The sequence below is a fragment of the Mycobacterium kyorinense genome, assembly GCF_002101735.1.
Classification (GTDB): Bacteria; Actinomycetota; Actinomycetes; order Mycobacteriales; family Mycobacteriaceae; genus Mycobacterium; species Mycobacterium kyorinense.
This window is the reverse complement of sequence record NZ_LQPE01000143.1, coordinates 156,021-176,380: the sequence shown is the minus strand read 5'-3', so window position 1 is coordinate 176,380 and position 20,360 is coordinate 156,021. Positions and strand designations below refer to the sequence as shown.

The window sequence follows — 20,360 nt, the reverse complement described above, 5'->3', positions numbered from 1 at the left end:
ATCACTCCCATGGATCAGGTATGGGCCAACCGGGCGGGCAGCGCGGAAACCGCGGTGACCACCCGGCATCTCAAACGACTGTGGGCGCTGCCGGGCACCCAGCTGGGCGTAGTGGCCTGGCCGCCGGTGCGGCGCGACCGGTTGTTCGGCGGCTGGCACTACTGGTGGCAGGCACACCTGCTGGACTGTCTGGTCGACGCCCAGCAGCGCGACCCAAAGCCGGAGCGCCTCAAGAGGATTCGGCGCCAAATCCGCTCACACCGGTTGCGTAACGTCGGCCGCTGGGTCAACGACTACTACGACGACATGGCCTGGCTGGCGCTGGCCCTCGAGCGGGCCGCGCGGATCGCCGGCATCGACCGGCATCGCGCGCTGGACAAACTGACCGACCAGTTCGTCAAGGCGTGGGTGCCCGAGGACGGCGGCGGCATTCCGTGGCGCAAGCAGGACCAGTTCTTCAACGCTCCCGCCAACGGCCCCGCGGGAATCTTCTTGGCCCGCTACGGCGACCGGCTCAAGCGTGCCCAGCAGATGGCGGACTGGATCGACGCGACGCTGATCGACCCGGAGACCCACCTGGTGTTCGACGGTATCAAGGCCGGCTCGCTGGTCCGCGCGCAGTACACCTACTGCCAGGGTGTCGTGCTCGGGCTGGAAACCGAGTTGGCCGCCCGCACCGGCGACGAGCGACACGCCCCGCGGGTGCACCGACTGGTCGCCGCCGTCAGTGAACACATGGCGCCCGGCGGGGTGATCAAGGGCGCCGGCGGTGGCGACGGCGGCCTGTTCGCCGGCATCACCGCCCGCTATCTGGCGCTGGTCGCGACAACGTTGCCGGGCGAATCGGCCGAGGACGTCGCCGCCCGCGACACCGCCCGCAAGCTGGTGCTGTCGTCGGCGCAGTCGGCGTGGGACTACCGGCAGACGGTCGACGGCCTGCCGCTGTTCGGGCCGTTCTGGGACCGCACCGCCGAACTGCCGACGACGGCGGGCAAGAAGGCGGAGTTCGTCGAGGGCGCGGTCACCGGCTCGGAAATCGCCGAGCGCGACCTGTCGGTGCAGTTGTCCGGCTGGATGTTGATGGAGGCCGCGCATGCTGTGAGCGCCGAAGAGAGGAGCACTGAATGAGTAAGGTCTACCGGGACCCCGAGTCCGCCCTGCAGGGCCTGCTGAAGGACGGAATCACCGTCGCCTCAGGCGGTTTCGGCCTGTGCGGCATTCCGGAGAACTTGATCCAGGCTCTGGTCGACAGCGGCGTCAAGGACCTCACCATCGTCGGAAACAACGCCGGCGTCGACGATTTCGGCATGGGCCTGCTGCTCAAGGCGCGGCAGGTCAAAAAGGTGATCGCCTCCTACGTCGGCGAGAACAAAGAGTTCGAGCGTCAGGTGCTCACCGGCGAGCTGGATCTCACGCTCACGCCCCAGGGCACGCTGGCGGAGAAGTTACGTGCCGGCGGGGCAGGCATTCCCGGCTTCTACACCCGCACGGCCTACGGCACAGTGCTCGCCGAGGGCAAAGACACCAGGGTCTTCGACGGCACGGAATACGTTCTGGAAGAAGGCATTCGGGCCGACGTGGCGCTTGTCAAGGCGTGGAAGGGTGACGCGGCGGGCAACCTCGTCTACCGCAAGACGGCACGAAACTTCAACCCGATGATCGCCACCTGCGGCGCCGTGACCGTCGCCGAGGTGGAAGAGCTCGTCGACGTCGGAGAGCTGGATCCAGACCTGGTCCACACACCCGGCATCTACGTGGACCGCATCATCGAAGGCCGCAACTACGAGAAGCGCATCGAATTCCGCACGGTCAGCAACGGTTCCACGCTCAAGCACGACAGCCCGATTCGCGAGCGGATGGCCCAGCGCGCCGCGCAGGAACTCCGCGACGGCTATTACGTGAATCTGGGCATCGGCATCCCGACGCTGGTGGCCAACTTCATTCCCGAGGACATCAACGTCACGCTGCAGTCGGAGAACGGGCTGCTCGGCATCGGCGCTTACCCGACCGACGACGCCGTCGACCCCGACCTGATCAACGCCGGCAAGCAGACCATCACAAGTCTGCCGGGCTCGAGCTTTTTCTCCAGCGCCGACTCGTTCGCGATGATCCGCGGCGGCCACATCGACCTGTCCATCCTGGGCGGCCTACAGGTGGCCGAGAACGGCGACCTGGCGAACTGGATGGTCCCGGGCAAGATGGTGAAAGGCCCCGGCGGCGCAATGGATTTGGTGTCGGGGGTCAAGCGAGTGATCGTCGTCATGGATCACGCCGCCAAGGACGGCAGTCCGAAGATTCTCCCGCAGTGCACGTTGCCGCTGACCGGCAAGGGCGTGGTCGACATGATCATCACCGACCTGTGCGTGTTCGACGTCGAGCCGGGACAGGGCCTGCTACTCAAGGAATTGCACCCAGGCGTCACGGTCGAGGAGGTGCGCGCCAAGACGGGCTGCGATTTCAGGGTCGAACTCTGAGATTGCATCTAGGGTCGTGAATTTCCGACGATCACGACCCTGGACGCAATCTGAACGTCACTCGGCTACCGGCAGACGCTCAGGCTCAGCCTCGCTGGCCCGTCGTCGCTTCAGCCAGACCCGCCCCGCCGAGATAAACGCGGGGATCATCGACACGAACAAGATGCCGAGGATGATCTTTTCCAGGTTCTGGTGCACGAAGCCGACGTTGCCCAAGAAGTAGCCCGCCAACGTCGCACCCGCGCCCCACGCGATACCGCCGACGATGTCGAATCCCAGGAACAGCGGATAGCGCATGTAGGACACCCCCGCGACCACCGGGGTGAACGTCCGCACGAACGGCATGAACCGGGCCAGGATGATCGCCATCGGCCCGTACTTCTCGAAGAACGCGTGCGACTCGGTCACGTAATGCTTCTTGAAGAAGCGCGAGTCTTCCTTCTTGAACAGCGCCGGGCCGATGCGCCGCCCGATGAAATATCCGGTCTGGTCGCCGAGCACCGCGACCACCGCGACACAGATCGCAAGCACCTCGATGCTGACCGGCGGGTTGGCGCTGGCCGCCAGCAGGCCGCCGGTGAACAGCAGCGACTCGCCGGGCAGCAGCGGAAACAGCAGCCCGGTCTCGATGAAGACGATCAGCAAGATGCCGGGCAGCACGGCGTGCCCGAAGACGCCGTTGGCGCCCAACCAGTACATGGGGTCGAGCAGGTCGGGCAACGCGACCAGGGTGGTAGTCATCGCCCACCAAGATACCGGCGGGTCCCGGGCGGTCTGTCGACGCCGGGCCGCGGTTGCGATACTAAAGACCCACGATCGCCCAGGAAGGAAGATTCATGCCCATCGCAACGCCCGAGGTCTACGCCGAGATGCTGCGACGTGCCAAGGAGAATTCGTACGCCTTCCCGGCCATCAACTGCACGTCCTCGGAGACGGTCAACGCCGCGATCAAAGGGTTTGCCGATGCCGGCAGCGACGGCATCATCCAGTTCTCCACCGGCGGCGCCGAGTTCGCCTCCGGCCTGGGGGTGAAGAACATGGTGACCGGCGCGGTGGCGCTGGCCGAGTTCACCCACATCATCGCCGAGAAGTACCCGATCAACGTCGCGCTGCACACCGACCACTGTCCCAAGGACAAGCTGGACGGCTACGTGCGGCCGCTGCTGGCGATCTCGTCCGACCGGGTGTCGGCCGGCGAGAACCCGTTGTTCCAGTCGCACATGTGGGACGGCTCGGCGGTGCCGATCGACGAGAACCTCGACATCGCCCGCCAGCTGCTCAAAGAGGCGGCGGCCGCCAAGATCATCCTGGAGATCGAGATCGGCGTGGTCGGCGGGGAAGAGGACGGCGTGGCGAACGAGATCAACGAGAAGCTCTACACCACGCCCGAGGACTTCGAGAAGACCATCGACGCGCTGGGCCACGGCGAGCACGGCAAGTACCTGCTGGCAGCGACGTTCGGCAACGTGCACGGCGTCTACAAGCCCGGCAACGTCAAGCTGCGCCCCGACATCCTGGCCCAGGGGCAGAAGGTGGCCGCGGCCAAGCTCGGGTTGTCCCACGGCGCCAAACCGTTCGACTTCGTGTTCCACGGCGGCTCGGGATCGGAGAAGTCGGAAATCGAGGAGGCGCTGCGCTACGGCGTGGTCAAGATGAACGTCGACACCGACACCCAGTACGCGTTCACCCGCCCGGTCGCGGCGCACATGTTCACCAACTACGACGGCGTGCTCAAGGTCGACGGCGAGGTGGGCAACAAGAAGGCCTACGACCCGCGCAGCTACCTCAAGAAGGCCGAAGCGAGCATGACCGAGCGCGTCATCGAGGCGTGCAACGACTTGCACTGCGCAGGAAAGTCACTCAGCAACTAGCCGGTGGTGGCCTGGCAGATCTTCCACTGGTCGTCGCGGTATTGCAGATCGAAGCTGCGAGTCGAGCGGGTCTGCGGCGCATAGGCCATGAACGCGGTGACGTTGGCCTCGGCGTGTCCGTCGTCGACGACCACCTGGTCGATGCTGGCGACCACCGGATACTGCCTGGCCGCCGCGACCCGCTGGTACGTGTCCTGCCAGGCCTGCTCGTCGTAGTTCACGTAGCCGTCGCGGATGTTGCCGCAGGTGATACTGCGCAACGTGGCCAGGTCGCCCTTTTGCACTGCGGCGTCAAAACTTTGGATGGTGCTGCGGACCTGGTCCTCCTGCGAGGCGTGCTTCTTTTTGTTGCCGTGCGTCAGCACCACCGTGCCCAGCACGGCGACCGCCGCCAACGCCAGGATAATCAGGATCAGCGCCAGCACCCAGCCCCAGCTGCGCTGACTGGACGGCCGCAGCTTTGCGCCCAGTCGGGGCGGAATCAATTGCGGCATCGCGGTTCTCGGCGTGGCCCGGCCCAGTCCCGTCGGTGGCTCGCCCGTCTGGAACACCTCGGTGGCCGGCTCCGGGGAGGTGGCGATCACCGCGGTCTCCTTGGCGTCGAAACCCGGTGCGGTGAAGCGACGTTCGCCGCGTTGGAACTGCGGTTTGGCAGCGTCGCGCTCGCCTTCGCGCTGCGCCTGGGCGATCACCTCGGTGGCGGGCTCGGCGTCGGAGGGTGCCGTGCGGTAGGCCTCGGTCAGCTCGTCGCCGGGGTCAGCCTGCCCGGCGGAGGCGGCAGCTTCGGCGTCTGGATCGAATCCAGCCGCGGTTGGCTTGTCGTCGCGGTCGGGCCCCGATGGATTGGGCATGAGCGCTGCTGTCCTCCAGCTGTCGTGATCGGTAGTTGGAGCTTAAAGCCTGGGCCGTCGGGTTGTCGGGCGGCACGGCACAATGAACGCCATGCCACCAATGGGTGATCTCCTGGGACCGGATCCGATCTTGCTGCCCGGCGATCCCGACGCCGAAGCCGAGCTGCTCGCCGACGAGAAACCGGCGATCGTCGCCGCCGCCCACCCCTCGGCGTCGGTGGCCTGGGCCGTGCTGGCCGAAGAAGCGCTGGCCGACGACAAGGCCATCACCGCCTACGCTTATGCCCGCACCGGCTATCACCGCGGGCTCGACCAGCTGCGGCGCAATGGGTGGAAGGGGTTCGGCCCGGTGCCGTATTCGCATAAACCCAACCGGGGATTTTTGCGCTGCGTGGCCGCGCTGGCCCGGGCCGCCGACGCGATCGGGGAGACCGACGAGTATCAGCGCTGCCTGGACCTGCTCGACGACTGCGACCCGACCGCCCGCGCCGAACTCGGCTTGAGCTAGCAGCCGGCCGAGCAGGCGGCTTGTTCGACCTGGACGGCGGCGTGCTGGAGTCCGCGGCTGGCCAACACCGCGCGGGCCTCGTCGAGTACCCGCGCCGAGTTGCCGCGGCTGGCCAGGTGTGCGGTCGCCATGTCCTTGCCCGGCGCCAGCGTCCACACGTGCAGGTCGTGGACGTCGGTCACGCCGTCGACGGCGGCGAGCGCCGACCGCAGCTCTTCGACGTCGATGTGGCGCGGCGATGTTTCGGACAGAATCCGCAACGCGCCGCCGGCCAGCGCGACCGCCCGCGGCACCACCCACAGCGCGACGGCGACGGCGACCACCACGTCGGCGTACGGCCAATGCGTCGTGAGCGTGACCAGGCCTGCGATCAGCACCCCGATGCTGCCGACCATGTCGGCGACGACCTCCAGATAGGCGCCCTTGACGGCCAGGCTTCGCGACGCGTGCGAGCGCAGCAACAACGCCACTACGGCATTGGTGGCCAGGCCCGCAACCGCCACCGCGACCATCGGCATCCCCGGGATGGTCGGGGCATCGCCGAGCCGCCGGATCGCTTCGTAGCCGATGAACGTGGCCATCCCGATCAGCAGCGTCGCGTTGGCGACCGCGGTGAACACCTCGGCGCGATGCCAGCCGTAGGTCCGCCGCGGCGACGTGCTGCCGCGACGGGCCAGCGTCAGCGCCGTCAGTCCCATGACCGCGGCGACCACGTCGGTCAGGATGTGGCCCGCATCGGCCAGCAACGTGATCGAGCCGATCGCCATCGCTGTGCTCACTTCGACCGCGAGAAACGCGCTGAGCAGGGCCGAAGCAGCCAGCATGCGGGCTATCCGGGACATACCCACAATATATGCGTGTTTACGCATATATCGCAAACCTTAGGTCCAGGCGCTCCAGAACCTGGTCAACTGGCCGCCGAGTTGGGCCAGCAGACCGGGTACGCCGGACAGCTCGAAGAACCAATAGACGATGCCGAAGAACCATTGGTTGAGCAGCGGCGTGATCAGCAGCACCAGCAGGATCAGGAAGCCCCACGGCTTGAACGGCTCGAGCGCGCGCTGGTTCTCGGGGCTCAGGTGCGGTTCGAGCGCGCCGTAGCCGTCCAGCCCGGGGATCGGCAGCAGGTTGAGCAGTACCGCGGTGACCTGCAGGAAGCCCAAGAACGCGACCCCTGCCCACAAGACCGGGTGCGCGGGGTCGTACAACAGCCGGGTCGACGCCAGCAACACCACCGCCAGCACCAGGTTGGCCGCCGGTCCGGCCAAGCTGACCAGGGTGCGCTGCCTGGCCGTCATGAACGAGGTCCGGACGTAGACCGCAGCGCCCGGCAGCCCGATGCCGCCCAGCGCGATGAACAGCATCGGCAGACCCAGCGACAGGCCCGGGTTGCTGTATCGGCGCGGGTCCAGGGTCAGATAGCCGCGGACGGCGACGTCATGGTCGCCGAACCGCCAGGCGGTGACGGCGTGGCCGAACTCGTGCAGACACAGCGACACCAGCCAGCCTGCGATCACCAGGATGAAGACACCGGCCCGGGCGGATAGGTTGATTTGCGCCCCGGCCAGCCAGGCCAGCACGCCGCCCAGCACGGTCAGGCCGACGATTGCCAGGAAGATCGGGCTGGGTCGCACCGATTGGTGCACGCCGCGGATGTTCACGCCACGACGCTACCGAACCAGCAGCCAGCCTTCGATGTGCCGGTAGAACGTCGAGCGCCGCACCGGCCGGGCGGCTGGGACGCCGTCGCGGATCACAGTCGCGCCGGTGGTGCCCAACTGGGCGGCGCGTCCGGTCACCCATCGCCTGCCGGCCACCCGGGCGCGCAGCCCGGGCAGCGCCGCCGTCGGCTCGATCCGCACCGCGGCGACGTCGCCGTCGAAGAGCGTGGTGTCGTCGACCACCGCCTCGCCGTGCAGCTGCGCTGCGTCGCCGGCGGGCCGCCATTCGGCTGACCCGACGATCACCGCGCCGGTCTCGTCGCGAATCAGCGGCACCCGTTGCGCGGAGCCGCCCCGCGCCCGCCTCGCCGCCCGCCACCGGGCCGGCAGCCCGTAGGCCCGCGTTGCGGCGCTGCGCCGCCGCGACACGAACGCCACCTCGACGTCAAGCCGGTCGGCCCGCAACAACCGGGTCAGCACCGCGGCCAGGTCCGCGTCCGAGCCGACCACGATCAGCCGTTGGAGGCTGGCCGCATCCACGTCGTCGACAACGGGCAGCCCGTTAAGCGTACGAGGCAACCGCCGACCGCCGAACAACAGGACAGCCGTCTTCAAAACGCTCCTCGCAAACTGTCGGCATGGTGCTTTCGTTGAGATCGCGCGCAGGGTCGTGATCCGTGAGGAATCACAACCCTGTACGCGATCTCGACGACGTCGGGGTGCCCTCCGCGACTACTGGGCTAGTGTGAGACACCGGCTGGACCACAATAATCAGGAGAACCATGCCGGCAATCGTCCTGATCGGCGCCCAATGGGGCGACGAGGGCAAAGGCAAGGCCACCGATCTACTCGGCGGGCGCGTGCAGTGGGTCGTGCGCTACCAGGGCGGCAACAACGCGGGCCACACGGTCGTCTTGCCCAGCGGCGAGAACTTCGCGCTGCACCTCATCCCGTCGGGGGTGCTCACCCCGGGCGTCACCAACGTGATCGGCAACGGCGTGGTGGTCGACCCCGGCGTGCTGCTCGACGAGCTCAAGGGCCTCGAGGACCGCGGCGTGGACACCTCACGGTTGCTGATCTCCGCCGACGCGCATTTGCTGATGCCCTACCACGTGGCCATCGACAAGGTGACCGAGCGCTACATGGGCAGCAAGAAGATCGGCACCACCGGCCGCGGCATCGGCCCCTGCTACCAGGACAAGATCGCCCGCATCGGCATCCGGGTGGCCGACGTGCTCGACCCCGACCAGTTGGCCCACAAGATCGAAGCCGCCCTGGAATTCAAGAACCAGGTTTTGGTCAAGATCTACAACCGCAAGGCGCTCGAGCCACAGCACGTGGTCGCAACGCTGCTCGAGCAGGCCGAGAGTTTCAAGCACCGCATCGCCGACACGCGGCTGCTGCTCAACGCGGCTCTCGAACGCGGCGAGACGGTGTTGCTGGAGGGCTCGCAGGGTACCCTGCTCGACGTCGACCACGGCACCTACCCGTACGTGACGTCGTCGAACCCGACCGCGGGCGGCGCGGCGGTGGGCTCCGGCATCGGCCCCACCCGGATCACCGCCGTGCTGGGAATCCTCAAGGCCTACACCACCAGGGTCGGCTCCGGCCCGTTCCCCACCGAATTGTTCGACGAGAACGGCGAATACCTGTCGAAGACCGGCGGCGAGTTCGGCGTGACCACTGGCCGGCGCCGCCGCTGCGGCTGGTTCGACGCCGTCATCGCCCGCTACGCCACCCGGGTCAACGGCATCACCGACTTCTTCCTGACCAAGCTCGATGTGTTGTCCAGCCTGGAAACTGTTCCGGTGTGCGTCGGCTACACCATCGACGGCAAACACATCCACGACATGCCGATGACCCAGAGCGAGCTGGGCCGCGCCGAGCCGGTCTACGAGGAACTGCCCGGCTGGTGGGAGGACATCTCGCACGCCCGGACATTCGACGAGCTGCCCGCCAAGGCCCGCGACTACGTGCTACGGCTCGAAGAGCTTGCCGGAGCACATATTTCGTGCATCGGAGTCGGCCCAGGCCGGGATCAGACCATCGTGCGCCGCGACGTGCTGGCGGCCAGCCCGTGACGGAGGATCCCGAGTACGAGCATCACGGCGGTTTCCCGCGCTACGAGGCCGCACAGCCGGGCCCGGGTTTCGCCCGGTTCGTCACCGCGATGCGGCGCCTGCAGGACCTCGCGGTGTCCACCGATCCCGACGACAGCACCTGGGACAGCGCCGCCGAGCGGGCCGAGGAGCTGGTCAAGCTGCTCGACCCGTTCCAGGCGCCGGAGGGCGTCGCCCCCGCGGGGCGCGTTCCGTCGATGCCCGGGCTGGGCAGCCTGCTGATGCCGCCGTGGACGATGACGAAATTCGGCCCCGACGGCGTGGAAATGCGCGGCGAGTTCAGCCGCTTCTACGTCGGCGGCAATATGGCCGTGCATGGTGGTGTGCTGCCGCTGGTGTTCGACTGGATGTGCGGGATGGTGGTGGTCGCCGCGGGCCGCCCGGTCAGCCGAACCGCGTTCCTGCACGTCGACTACCGAAAGATCACCCCGATCGACACCCCGCTGGTGGTGCGGGGGCGGATCGCCTCCACCGAGGGCCGCAAGGCGTTCGTCACGGGCGAATTGCGGGACCCCGACGACGCGCTGTTGGCCGAATCCAATGCGCTGATGCTGCGATTGCTGCCCGGCCAGCCCTAGTGCTTGCGGCGCCTATCCTTGGGGCAAATGACTGAGGACGATGGCGAACCCGCGACCGAGGGCCTGACCGACGAGCCTGCCCACGAAAAGCACGAGCCGTCTTCCGCCGACGACACCGGGCGTACCACGGTGATGCTGCTGGGAGCGGGGGAGTTCAGCCGGGAGCTCGCGATCGCCTTCCAGCGGCTCGGCGCCGAGGTGATCGCGGTCGAGCGGTACGCCGACGCGCCGGCGCACGGGGTGGCCGACCAGTCGGTGGTGGTCAGGCTGACCGACACCGACGAGTTGGCGGCGGTCATCGGCCGGCTGCAGCCCAACTACGTGGTGACGGTGACCGACATGGTGGCCGCCGACGCGTTGACCGCCGCCTCCGAAACCGGCTTCGCGCAGGTGTTTCCGACGGCCCGCGCCGCCAGGCTCACCGCCGACCGGGAGGGTCTGCGCCGACTGGCCGCCGACGAACTCGGGCTGCCCACCGCACCGTTCTGGTTCGCCGGGTCGGTCGAGGAACTCCGCGCGGTGGCCGAGCACGCCGGGTACCCGCTGCGGATCCTGCCGGTGGCGCCGGCCGGTGACGGGGAGTCGGTGATCTACGGGCCATTCGATCTCGAGTCGGCGTGGCGTACTGCGGTGTCGGCCGGCGGCCCGCTGGCCCCCAAGCGGGTGATGGCCGAGACCGTCGTCGAGGTCGATTTTCATGTGACGCTGCTCACGGTGCGCAGCGACGGGCCGAAAGGCCCGGTGGTGGAATTCTGTTCGCCGATCGGGCATGGCCAAGTCAGCGGCGAGGCGCTGGAATCCTGGCAGCCGCAACCGATGAGCCGTGCCGCGCTCGACATCGCCAAGTCGATCGCCGCGCGCATCGTCAAAGCGCTCGGCGGGCGGGGCGTCTTCGGCGTCGAGCTGATGATCCGCGGCGACGAGGTCTACTTCTGTGATGTCAGCACGCGGCCGTACGAAAACGGCGTGGTAACGCTGCGCAGCCAGCGGCTTTCGGAGTTCGAGCTGCAGGCCCGCGCGATCCTGGGCCTGCCCACCGACACCATCATGATCTCGCCGGCCGCCGCCCAGGTGCTCTACTCCAGCCACGAGTCCATCGACACCGGCGCCGACAACACCGGCCCGATCGGCGGTCCGCTGAGCGAGGCGCTGGCGGTGCCGGAAAGCGACGTGCGGATTTTCGGGAATCACCAGTCCGACGAGCGGCGGCGGCTCGGGGTGGCGGTCGTCACCGCGGTGGACGTGCCGACGGCGCGTGACCGGGCCCGGCAGGTGGCGACCGCTCTGCGGAAGGTGTGGCAGTCGTGAGAGACTCACGCGGGTGAGTTACGCAGGAGATATCACGCCGCAGCAGGCTTGGGAGCTGCTCAGCGAGAACCCCGACGCGGTGCTGGTCGACGTTCGCACCGACGCCGAGTGGCGTTTCGTCGGCGTGCCCGACCTGTCCGGTCTCGGCCGGGACGTGGTGTACATCGAGTGGAACCGCTCCGACGGCACTCGCAACGAGAACTTCGTCCAGGAGCTGCTGGAACGGGTGCCGGCCCGCGACGACCGGCCGGTGGTATTCCTGTGCCGCTCGGGCAACCGCTCGATCGGGGCCGCCGAGGCCGCCACCGAGGTGGGCATCACCCCGTCCTACAACGTGCTGGACGGCTTCGAAGGACATCTCGACGAGGCGGGTCACCGCGGCGGAACTGGTTGGCGGGCAATCGGATTGCCCTGGAGACAGTCGTGACTGACAATAGCTCGATTCGGGTTCCGCCGCCGCTGCCCGAGGGCGTCGGCCCGGCCACCATCGGTGTGCGCGGTGGAATCTTGCGGTCGCAGTTCGAAGAAACCGCCGAAGCAATGTATTTGGCCTCCGGCTACGTCTACCAGTCGGCGGCCGACGCGGAGAAGGCGTTCACCGGCGAGGTGGACCGCTACGTCTATTCCCGCTACGGCAATCCGACCATCACCATGTTCGAGGAACGGCTGCGGCTGATCGAAGGGGCGCCGGCGGCGTTCGCCACCGCCAGCGGCATGGCGGCGGTGTTCACCTCGCTGGGTGCACTGCTGGGTGCCGGCGACCGGCTGGTTGCCGCGCGCAGCCTGTTCGGCTCGTGCTTCGTGGTGTGCAACGAGATTTTGCCGCGCTGGGGAATCGAGACGGTTTTCGTCGACGGTGACGACCTGTCGCAGTGGGAAGAGGCGCTGTCGGTACCGACTCAGGCGGTGTTCTTCGAGACGCCGTCGAACCCGATGCAGTCGCTGGTCGACATCGCCGCCGTGGTCGAGATGTCGCATGCGGCCGGGGCAAAAGTGGTGCTGGACAACGTGTTCGCCACACCGCTGCTGCAGCAGGGCTTCCCGCTCGGTGTCGACGTGGTGGTGTACTCGGGGACCAAACACCTCGACGGTCAGGGCCGGGTGCTGGGCGGCGCGATCCTCGGCGACAAGGAATACATCGACGGCCCGGTGCAGAAACTGATGCGGCACACCGGGCCGGCGATCAGCGCCTTCAACGCCTGGATCCTATTGAAAGGCCTTGAGACGCTGGCGGTTCGGGTCGAACACGCCAACGCCTCGGCGCAGCGTGTCGCCGAGTTCCTGGAGAGCCATCCCGCGGTACGCTGGGTGCGCTACCCGTTTTTGCCGTCGCACCCGCAGCACGACCTGGCCAAGCGGCAGATGTCCGGCGGCGGCACCGTGGTCACCTTCGAACTCGACGCCCCAGAGAGTGCGGCCAAAGAGCGGGCGTTCGACGTGCTGGACAAGCTGCAGCTGATCGACATCTCCAACAACCTCGGCGACGCGAAATCGCTTGTCACTCACCCGGCGACCACCACACACCGGGCGATGGGCCCGGAGGGACGGGCCGCGATCGGCCTGGGCGACGGCGTGGTCCGGATCTCCGTCGGGCTGGAGGATACCGAGGACCTGATCGCCGACCTCGACCGGGCGCTCAGCTAACCGCCAGGTAACAATCCGCGCGACGCGCTCAGCAAATACCGGGGACCCTGCCTCGGGCACCCTATGGTCACTTCGTGTACCGTCGAACGGTCCTGAAGCTACCGCTACTGATGGCAGCAGGTACTGCATTGGCCCGAATACCCCGCGCCGCTGCGGAACCCGGCCGGTGGTCGGTGGACCGCGCCAACCGCTGGTATCAAGCCCAAGGTTGGCCTGTCGGTTCCAACTACATCACTTCGACGGCGATCAATCAGCTCGAGATGTTTCAGGCCGGCACCTATGACCCGCGGCGCATCGATACGGAGTTGGGCTGGGCCAGATTTCACGGCCTCAACTCGGTGCGGGTGTTCTTGCACGACCAGCTGTGGGCGCAAGACCGGCAAGCGTTCCAGCTTCGCCTGGCGCAGTTCGTCAACATCGCGGCGCGCCATCGCGTCAAGCCGCTCTTCGTGCTGTTCGACTCGTGCTGGGATCCGATGCCGCGAGCGGGCCGGCAGCGCGCACCGAAGCCGGGGGTGCACAACTCGGGTTGGGTGCAAAGTCCAGGCGCCGAACGCCTCGACGACCGGGCCTACCTTCCAACGCTGCAAGGCTATGTCACCGGCGTGTTGAGCCAATTCCGCAACGACGACCGCGTCTTGGGCTGGGACCTGTGGAACGAGCCCGACAACCCCGCCAACGAATATCGCTCGACCGAGCGAAGCGACAAGGTGCAGCTTGTCGCCAACCTGCTTCCGCAGGTGTTCGGGTGGGCCCGCGCGGTCGATCCGGGACAGCCGCTGACCAGTGGAGTGTGGGACGGCGAGTGGGCAGATCCCGCCGGCCGCAGTGCAATCGCCAATATCCAACTCGACAACTCCGACGTGATCACGTTCCACAGCTATGGCAAACCGGCGACGTTCGAGAGCCGCATCGCAGAACTGACACCGCTGGGGCGGCCGATCCTGTGTACGGAGTACATGGCCAGGACGCTGGGCAGCACCGTCGAAGGCATCCTGCCAATTGCCAAGCGGCACAACGTCGGCGCCTTCAACTGGGGATTGGTCGCGGGACGGACCCAGACGTACTTCCCCTGGGACTCCTGGAATCAGCCGTACACGTCGGTCCCCAAGGTGTGGTTCCACGACCTGCTGCGACCCGACGGCAAGCCCTTCCAGGGCAGCGAAATTCAGGCCATCAAGACGGTGAGCGCCACGCAGTCGTCCTAACCGGCTGCTTCCTCGGCCTGTTCGGCTTCCTCAGCCGCCGCCAAGGCACCCTGCTGCTGCTCCTGCAGTTGTTGCATCGCCTGCCTGGCGTAGATCATCTGGCTGGTGATGGCCATCTGACCGCGACTGTGACCCGTGAACGTGATGAACCAGGCGATGACCGTGGTGAAGCGGTTCTTGTAGCCGACCAGGTAGACCAGGTGCAGTACGAGCCACGCGAACCACGCGATGCCACCACCGAACTCCAGCTTGCCCACCTGCGCGACGGCGCTGAACCGCGACACCGTGGCCATGCTGCCCTTGTTGAAATACTCGAACGGCTTGCGGTTGGCGGGATCGTCGTGGCCCTTGAGCGAACGCTTGATGCACTTTGTCGCATAAGTCGCGCCCTGGATCGCCCCCTGAGCCATTCCGGGTACGCCGGGTACTGCCATCAGATCGCCGACCACAAAGACATACGGATGCCCCTTGACGGTGAGGTCCGGTTCCACCAAAACCCTTCCCGCGCGGTCTACTTCGGTCCCGTCGGACTGCTCGGCAATCATCTTGCCCAGCGGGCTGGCCTGCACGCCGGCCGACCATACCTTGCAGGCGCAGTCGATTCGGCGTTCCGTGCCGTCCTTGTCCTTGATCGTGATGCCCCGGTAGTCGACATTGGTCACCATCGCGTTGAGCTGGATCTCGACGCCCATCTTCTCCAGCCGGCGCTGCGCTTTGAGGCCGAGTTTTTCACCCATCGGCGGTAGCACCGCCGGCGCTGCGTCCAGCAGGATCACCCGGCATTCGTGCGGCACGATGGTCCGGAACGATCCCGCCAGCGTGCGCTCCGCGAGTTCGGCGATCTGCCCGGCCAATTCGACCCCGGTGGGCCCGGCGCCGATCACGACGAACGTCAATCGGCGTTCGCGCTCGGCGGGATCGGTGGTCACCTCGGCCGCCTCGAACGCGCCGAGAATCCGGCCGCGCAGCTCCAGCGCGTCGTCGATCGTCTTCATGCCGGGCGCATACGTGGCGAAATGGTCGTTGCCGAAATACGACTGCTGCGCGCCCGCGGCGACGATGAGGCTGTCGAACGGCGTGACTGTATGCGCGGTCATCAGCCTCGACGTGACGGTGTTCGCCTGCAGGTCGATCGCCTCGACATCGCCGAGTAGCACCCGGACGTTGCGCTGCTTGCGCAGGATCAGTCGGGTAGTGGGTGCGATCTCGCCCTCGGACAAGATCCCGGTGGCCACCTGATACAGCAGCGGCTGGAACAGGTGGCTGGTCGTCTTCGAGATCAGCGTGACGTCGACGTCAGCGCGCTTGAGCGCCTTGGCCGCGGTCAGGCCGCCGAACCCCGACCCGATGATGACGACACGATGACGCTGGTCGGCAGTCGGCATATTCATCCTCTCTCAGGCGATTTCGGCGGCTGCGGCGCTGGCCTTACCGAGTCGGCTCCACGGCCGCACACTGGCCTCGGCCATCTCCATCGCCTTGGCGGTGAACACCCGGAAGCCCAAATGTGGCTTGTAACCGTGGATCTCCTTGGTATCCAGCGCACGGATGAACGACAGGATCTGCCGGCTGAAGACCTGTCCCGGCACCAGAATCGGGAATCCCGGCGGGTAAGGGGTGACGAACGTGGCCGACACCACCTGCTGGCCGGACTCCATCCGCTCGTCCACCTCGTCGGCGGACAGGTACTCGCAGAACGTGTCGTCGTAGCCGAGATAGAACGCTCGCCGCACATCGCCGTCCGGCGTGGATTCACCGCCGTCGCCGTCGTGTTCCAAGAAACACGAATGGAATCCGCTGAAGTCCGGCAGCGGCGCCGACGGACTGGTCAGCCTCAGCACGGCCCGCTCGTGATGCGAGCGGTCGGTCAGGCTCATGTCGGCGATCTTGTCGTCGAGCTCTCGCGCGAGGTTGACCAAGACCTCCACCAGATAGGCCACCGAACTGCGGGTGGTGCCGATATTCGTCATGAACAGCACGGTGTTGCGCGACGTCTTGTTGATCTGCACGCCGTAACGGTCCATCAGCTCGGTGCGTTTGAAGGTTTCGCCGTCGATCCCGGTGTTGCCGATGTACAGCGTGATCCGGCTGGGGTCGAGCACGAACTCGTCCTGCTCCCACGCGGTGGCCATGTTGCGCAGCCCGGTACGCAGCGGTTGATCGAGGCCCGACGGGCGGAACTGCGACGGGATCATCTCCCCGGTCGACAGGCAATGCATGTACTTGCTCAGCAACGGGTGCTTGTCGATCGCGTCGCGCAGCTGCATCGCGTTCTCGACCTGCTTTTGCACCAGCTCCACACCTTCCAGGTCGGCCTGCCGGCGCCCGATGTCCAGCGATGCGAGCACCTGGTAGTTCGGCGACGTGGACGTGTGCGCCATGTAGGCCTCGTGGAACGGCTCTTCGACCTTCTGGTCGAAATCCTGGTCGTAGACATGGATCATGGATCCCTGCCGCAGCGAGGTCAGTGTCTTGTGCGTGGACTGCGTCGCGTACACCCGCACCCGGGCACCGGCCGGGTCGGGCAGCAGGCGGGTGTTCAGCAGCGTTTCGTCGTCGGCGCCGGCCATCTTCTCGGCGTAGTCCAGGTACGCCTTGCGGTATTCCGGTGACCGCAGCCGCTCGCGGATCGCGCGGGCCGCATGCATCGCGGTGCGCTTGCGATAGACGTGGTGGAACCGGGCGAACGCGAACCATGCTTCGTCCCAAAGGAATACGAGATCCGGCTTGATCGCCAGGCACTCTTCCATGACTCGCTCGACGTCGTAGACGATGCCGTCGAAGGTGCAGTTGGTCAGCGTCAACAGCTTGACCCGGTCCAGCTTTCCGGCGGCCCGCAGCGCCAGCAGCCGGGACTTGATCTCGCGCAGCGGCACCGCGCCGTACATCGAATACTGGTTGAGCGGATAGGCATCCAGATAGGTGACCTGCGCGCCGGCCATCATCAGCCCGTAGTGGTGCGACTGGTGGCAGTTACGGTCCACCAGCACGATGTCGCCGGGCGCCACCAGCGCCTGCTCGACGATCTTGTTGGCGGTCGACGTGCCGTTGGTGACGAAGTAGGTCCGTCGCGATCCGAATGTCTTGGCCGCCAACGCCTGCGCCTCCCGCAGCGGCCCGGTGGGCTCCAGCAGCGAGTCCAGCCCGCCGCAGGTGGCCGACGTTTCGGCCAGGAACACCTCCAGGCCGTAGAAGTCGATCATGTCGGAGATCCAGTGCGAGCCGACGATCGACTTGCCCTGCGAGATCGGCAGCGCGTGGAACACCCCGGTCGGGCGGTGGCTGTATTCGCGCAGCGCGGAGAAGAACGGCGTGCGATAGCGCGCGGCGATGCCTTCCAGCAGCGACAGGTGCTGGTCGAGTCCGGCCTCGCCGCCGTGGAACACCCGCCGGAAGTGATGCCCGAGCCGGGCGGCGACGTCCTCCACCTCGAGCTCGGTGATCAGGTACATGTCGATCTCGGGGCGGCTGTCCTTGATGGCGTTGGCCAGGATCGCGGCCCGCTCTTCGGGCGAATGCTCGGCCAGATCCTCGGCGATGTGCGCGTCCACGAAGTGCGACAGGGCCGACAGGTCGCGGCGCGAGCGGTGCGCGAACCGCCGCGTGATCGCACATGCCTGCACGCTGGCGTTGAGCCGGGCGGCGATCACCGCCTCGTCGCCGCTGCCGACGACCACGATCTCGTAGACGAACGCGTCGTCCGGGCGGCGACGGGCGTGAATCTCGTTGCGCAGCGCGCGTTCCTGCGCCTCGGTCATCGTCGCGACGATCAGCAACTCGAAGTACGGCCGACCGGAACGGTGCAGCCCGAGCACCTCGAGCGCACCCTCGTCCGCACCGAGGGTGTCGCTTTCGCTTTCCAGCGGCGACGCCAGCAACCCGCTGCGGTAGGACTCCGTGACCAGCGCCCGGTTGATCTTGGACACCGCCCTGCCGAACATCTCGTATGCACCGGTGGCGAACAGGCGGTGGGTCTGCCCGAACACATGGATGCCGGGGAACGCCCAGTAGCGTTCGAACGGCCGCAGCTGGGACAACAGCCCGTCGACGAGGTCGGCCAACTCCGTGAGATCGTTGCCACGCGCCGCGCTGATCGACAGCCGCCGGCTTGCTTCCTCGAGACGGCACCAGGCGTCGGCCCGGAATTGCCATGCGGTGTTGTACGCGTGCGGATTTACGTCAGCCATTTCAGCCTCCAGCCCCTATGGGACCAGGCTAGGCCGACTGCGCAGTTCAGGTTTGGTTTTTCTAGTCCTTGTGCTCGACGACGCCGGTCGCGTGTTGGGCACGGTTCTCATAAGCCGCCCGCGCGGTGCTGTCGAGGTTGAGGAACACCGTGTCGGTGCCTGCCTTCTTGCCGAGCCAGCGACGGGCCCGCACCGGCAGCAACATGGTCAGTAATCCGACGTATCGCGACAAACCCGGAACGGACACTTGGGGTTTCGGCTTGTCGAGCACCTTGACGATCGCTGCCGCCACATCCTCGGGCTGTACCGGCTTGGTCGCGGCGGTGGTGGTGGTGCCCGAAATCAGTTCGGTGTTGGTGAATGTCGGCAGCACCGCGGTGACGTCGACGCCCTGGGGGGCGAATTCGTCGGCCATCGCGGAGGACAGCCCGACGACCGCGAACTTGGTGCCGGCGTAGACCACCTGGCCTGGGACCGCCACCATGCCGGCCATCGACGCGATGTTGACGATGTGCCCGCTGCGCCGCTTGACCATCTCGGGCAGCACCAGCTGACAACCCGTCAGCACGCCGTAGAAGTTGACCTCGATCGACGAGCGGATCGCGTCCTGCGACAACTCCAGGAACGGCCCGACCGGCATCACCCCGGCATTGTTGATCAGCACGTCGACGTGGCCGCCACCGTCGGCGCGGGCCTTGTCGAGGAACGCCGCAAACGACTCCCGGTCGGTGACGTCGAGCGGATGACCCGATACCGCGCCCAGGCTCCTCAACTCCTTGACCGCCTGTTCAAGGACGTCGACGTCGCGGTCCCCGATGACCACCCGCGCCCCGCGCGCCAGCAGCGCCTTGGCGGTCGCGTACCCAATCCCGCGGGCAGCACCGGTGATGACGACGGTCTTACCCCTGATGTTGTCCATGCCGACGGACTTTACAGGTGTCAAGTTCGGTAGCGGAAGATCAGTCCGGCTCGTCGGATTCGTAGGCGATGTCGAGCCGTTGTTCGGGACGGCGCGTCTCGGTGCGCAGCGCCTTCGTGTAGTACTCCTTGTCGGCCTCGATCAGGGGCGGCTGCACGATGCTGCGCGGCCACAGCCGATTGACCCGGACCACGTCGATCTCGATCGCGTAGACGATCACCGTCGCCTGCAGCGCCAGCCACGCCAGCAGCCCCAGCACCACGCCGAAGAATCCGGCCACCGCCTGGGCATGGCGCAGCTGGTGCGCGACGACCACGCCGGCGACGGTCAGCAGCAACTGCCACGCCGCGGCGCTGATCGCCGCCCCGGGCAGCATCGCGCGGGTGGCCACCTCCCCGCACGCCGCGACACGGAACAGTGCCAGAAAGAAGCCGGTGCCCAGCGCGGTGCCGACGACGAAACTGACGGTCCGGGCGGCTATGCCGTCGAAGCCCCACGACGCCGCTTTCACCGCGGCGGCACTCGATGCGCCGGTGACCACGACGATCAGCCCCATCAACAGCAGCGTCCCGATCGTGCGCACATACCTGTTCGGGAATCCGGGCCAGTCGACCTTGGGAACGGCCCACAGCGTATTGAGCGTGTTCTGTAGGGAATACGCGAAGCCGCGGGCCCCGTACAGCGAGCCGAGAATGCCGATGGTCAGCGACAAGGAGTTGCCGAAGTTGGCCACCCCGAGCTGTTGGTGGATTTGCCCGCCGACGATGGGAAACTCGGCGAACGCCGAATTCACCAGGTGCTCTTGGAGTTTCGGATGCGACCGCAGCACCACGCCGGCAATGGCGGTCAGTGCCAGCAGCAGCGGGAAAGCCGCGACAAAGCTGTAGTAGGCCAACAGCGACACGTGATAGCCGGCCTGGTCGTCGCTGAACTTCTTGACCACCGCGATCGGAAAACCGACCACCGGGTGTCGCTGCTGCCACCCGTCGAAGCCGCGGGCGGCGCGCTCAATCGGGTTCACCCACTGGGCA

At 66.9% G+C, this 20,360-nt stretch carries 19 protein-coding genes; 10 read left to right on the top strand and 9 right to left on the bottom strand.

All coding sequences use genetic code 11. The features are described 5' to 3' along the window. Positions 1–9: 9 nt before the first annotated feature. Positions 10–1,128, top strand: coding sequence for a glycoside hydrolase family 76 protein (locus AWC14_RS19345; protein ID WP_045374037.1), 1,119 nt, complete (start codon positions 10–12; stop codon positions 1,126–1,128). After that, positions 1,125–2,474, top strand: a complete 1,350-nt coding sequence (locus tag AWC14_RS30000; protein ID WP_045374034.1) for a 3-oxoacid CoA-transferase — start codon at positions 1,125–1,127, stop codon at positions 2,472–2,474. Before AWC14_RS19345 ends, AWC14_RS30000 begins: the two co-directional genes overlap by 4 nt. 57 nt (positions 2,475–2,531) lie before the next feature. On the opposite strand, the gene AWC14_RS19335 is transcribed toward AWC14_RS30000, so the two are convergent. Continuing rightward, positions 2,532–3,215 (bottom strand): VTT domain-containing protein, encoded by a 684-nt coding sequence (locus tag AWC14_RS19335; RefSeq protein WP_045374031.1) that lies wholly within the window; start codon positions 3,213–3,215, stop codon positions 2,532–2,534. Between the two features lie 95 nt (positions 3,216–3,310). Between AWC14_RS19335 and fbaA the strand changes: the two genes are divergently transcribed. Further along, complete coding sequence (gene fbaA, locus AWC14_RS19330; protein ID WP_045374029.1) at positions 3,311–4,345, top strand: class II fructose-bisphosphate aldolase; 1,035 nt, start codon at positions 3,311–3,313, stop codon at positions 4,343–4,345. On the opposite strand, the gene AWC14_RS19325 is transcribed toward fbaA, so the two are convergent. Then, complete coding sequence (locus tag AWC14_RS19325; protein ID WP_045374028.1) at positions 4,342–5,196, bottom strand: Rv0361 family membrane protein; 855 nt, start codon at positions 5,194–5,196, stop codon at positions 4,342–4,344. The two genes, fbaA and AWC14_RS19325, sit on opposite strands and share 4 nt — an antisense overlap. Positions 5,197–5,287: 91 nt before the next feature. Here AWC14_RS19325 and AWC14_RS19320 point away from each other — a divergent pair, with 91 nt between their 5' ends. Further along, a complete protein-coding gene (locus AWC14_RS19320; RefSeq protein WP_045374112.1) occupies positions 5,288–5,704 on the top strand; it encodes a DUF3151 domain-containing protein in 417 nt (138 codons plus the stop codon). Here AWC14_RS19320 and AWC14_RS19315 read toward each other — a convergent pair. From AWC14_RS19315 to AWC14_RS19305, 3 genes are read right to left on the bottom strand one after another with little or no spacing between them, the layout of a single operon-like run. Beyond that, positions 5,701–6,546, bottom strand: coding sequence for a cation diffusion facilitator family transporter (locus tag AWC14_RS19315; protein ID WP_235215807.1), 846 nt, complete (start codon positions 6,544–6,546; stop codon positions 5,701–5,703). The two genes, AWC14_RS19320 and AWC14_RS19315, sit on opposite strands and share 4 nt — an antisense overlap. A 39-nt stretch (positions 6,547–6,585) precedes the next feature. Further along, positions 6,586–7,365 (bottom strand): site-2 protease family protein, encoded by a 780-nt coding sequence (locus AWC14_RS19310; protein ID WP_057003145.1) that lies wholly within the window; start codon positions 7,363–7,365, stop codon positions 6,586–6,588. A gap of 9 nt (positions 7,366–7,374) precedes the next feature. Then, positions 7,375–7,980 (bottom strand): peptidase M50, encoded by a 606-nt coding sequence (locus tag AWC14_RS19305; RefSeq protein ID WP_142281756.1) that lies wholly within the window; start codon positions 7,978–7,980, stop codon positions 7,375–7,377. A 167-nt stretch (positions 7,981–8,147) separates the two neighbouring features. On the opposite strand from AWC14_RS19305, the gene AWC14_RS19300 reads away from it, so the two are divergent. From AWC14_RS19300 to AWC14_RS19275, 6 genes are all read left to right on the top strand, one after another. Then, positions 8,148–9,446 (top strand): adenylosuccinate synthase, encoded by a 1,299-nt coding sequence (locus AWC14_RS19300; RefSeq protein ID WP_045374024.1) that lies wholly within the window; start codon positions 8,148–8,150, stop codon positions 9,444–9,446. Then, entirely contained in the window at positions 9,443–10,063 is a 621-nt protein-coding gene (locus AWC14_RS19295; protein ID WP_045374021.1) for a PaaI family thioesterase, read from the top strand. Before AWC14_RS19300 ends, AWC14_RS19295 begins: the two co-directional genes overlap by 4 nt. A 27-nt stretch (positions 10,064–10,090) precedes the next feature. Next, positions 10,091–11,371: a formate-dependent phosphoribosylglycinamide formyltransferase gene (gene purT / locus AWC14_RS19290; protein ID WP_052425476.1), complete on the top strand. Its 1,281-nt coding sequence runs from the start codon at positions 10,091–10,093 to the stop codon at positions 11,369–11,371. Positions 11,372–11,384: 13 nt separating this feature from the next. Then, on the top strand, positions 11,385–11,798 hold the full coding sequence (locus AWC14_RS19285; RefSeq protein WP_045374018.1) for a rhodanese-like domain-containing protein: 414 nt from the start codon (positions 11,385–11,387) through the stop codon (positions 11,796–11,798). Further along, positions 11,795–13,015: an O-succinylhomoserine sulfhydrylase gene (locus AWC14_RS19280; RefSeq protein WP_045374014.1), complete on the top strand. Its 1,221-nt coding sequence runs from the start codon at positions 11,795–11,797 to the stop codon at positions 13,013–13,015. Before AWC14_RS19285 ends, AWC14_RS19280 begins: the two co-directional genes overlap by 4 nt. A 74-nt stretch (positions 13,016–13,089) precedes the next feature. Continuing rightward, positions 13,090–14,223 carry a glycoside hydrolase 5 family protein gene (locus AWC14_RS19275; protein ID WP_045374011.1) on the top strand — a complete coding sequence of 378 codons (1,134 nt, stop codon included), beginning with the start codon at positions 13,090–13,092 and terminating at the stop codon, positions 14,221–14,223. Here AWC14_RS19275 and AWC14_RS19270 read toward each other — a convergent pair. From AWC14_RS19270 to AWC14_RS19255, 4 genes are all read right to left on the bottom strand, one after another. Continuing rightward, complete coding sequence (locus AWC14_RS19270) at positions 14,220–15,614, bottom strand: NAD(P)/FAD-dependent oxidoreductase (RefSeq protein WP_045374008.1); 1,395 nt, start codon at positions 15,612–15,614, stop codon at positions 14,220–14,222. The genes AWC14_RS19275 and AWC14_RS19270 overlap by 4 nt on opposite strands. 6 nt (positions 15,615–15,620) lie before the next feature. Beyond that, positions 15,621–18,410, bottom strand: coding sequence for an aminotransferase class I/II-fold pyridoxal phosphate-dependent enzyme (locus tag AWC14_RS19265; protein WP_045374004.1), 2,790 nt, complete (start codon positions 18,408–18,410; stop codon positions 15,621–15,623). 61 nt (positions 18,411–18,471) lie between these two features. Continuing rightward, positions 18,472–19,329, bottom strand: a complete 858-nt coding sequence (locus AWC14_RS19260; RefSeq protein ID WP_045374001.1) for an SDR family oxidoreductase — start codon at positions 19,327–19,329, stop codon at positions 18,472–18,474. A 40-nt stretch (positions 19,330–19,369) separates the two neighbouring features. Continuing rightward, entirely contained in the window at positions 19,370–20,350 is a 981-nt protein-coding gene (locus tag AWC14_RS19255) for a YihY/virulence factor BrkB family protein (RefSeq protein ID WP_057003144.1), read from the bottom strand. Positions 20,351–20,360 lie beyond the last annotated feature (10 nt).

What these genes read in the sequence shown, in the direction of transcription:
- AWC14_RS19325 (WP_045374028.1), bottom strand. Translation starts at nt 5,196, where the DNA reads ATGCCCAATCCATCGGGGCCCGACCGCGACGACAAGCCAACCGCGGCT.
- AWC14_RS19300 (WP_045374024.1), top strand. Translation starts at nt 8,148, where the DNA reads ATGCCGGCAATCGTCCTGATCGGCGCCCAATGGGGCGACGAGGGCAAA.
- AWC14_RS19335 (WP_045374031.1), bottom strand. Translation starts at nt 3,215, where the DNA reads ATGACTACCACCCTGGTCGCGTTGCCCGACCTGCTCGACCCCATGTAC.
- AWC14_RS19260 (WP_045374001.1), bottom strand. Translation starts at nt 19,329, where the DNA reads ATGGACAACATCAGGGGTAAGACCGTCGTCATCACCGGTGCTGCCCGC.
- AWC14_RS19345 (WP_045374037.1), top strand. Translation starts at nt 10, where the DNA reads ATGGATCAGGTATGGGCCAACCGGGCGGGCAGCGCGGAAACCGCGGTG.
- AWC14_RS19265 (WP_045374004.1), bottom strand. Translation starts at nt 18,410, where the DNA reads ATGGCTGACGTAAATCCGCACGCGTACAACACCGCATGGCAATTCCGG.
- AWC14_RS30000 (WP_045374034.1), top strand. Translation starts at nt 1,125, where the DNA reads ATGAGTAAGGTCTACCGGGACCCCGAGTCCGCCCTGCAGGGCCTGCTG.
- AWC14_RS19320 (WP_045374112.1), top strand. Translation starts at nt 5,288, where the DNA reads ATGCCACCAATGGGTGATCTCCTGGGACCGGATCCGATCTTGCTGCCC.
- AWC14_RS19270 (WP_045374008.1), bottom strand. Translation starts at nt 15,614, where the DNA reads ATGAATATGCCGACTGCCGACCAGCGTCATCGTGTCGTCATCATCGGG.
- fbaA (WP_045374029.1), top strand. Translation starts at nt 3,311, where the DNA reads ATGCCCATCGCAACGCCCGAGGTCTACGCCGAGATGCTGCGACGTGCC.
- AWC14_RS19315 (WP_235215807.1), bottom strand. Translation starts at nt 6,546, where the DNA reads ATGTCCCGGATAGCCCGCATGCTGGCTGCTTCGGCCCTGCTCAGCGCG.
- purT (WP_052425476.1), top strand. Translation starts at nt 10,091, where the DNA reads ATGACTGAGGACGATGGCGAACCCGCGACCGAGGGCCTGACCGACGAG.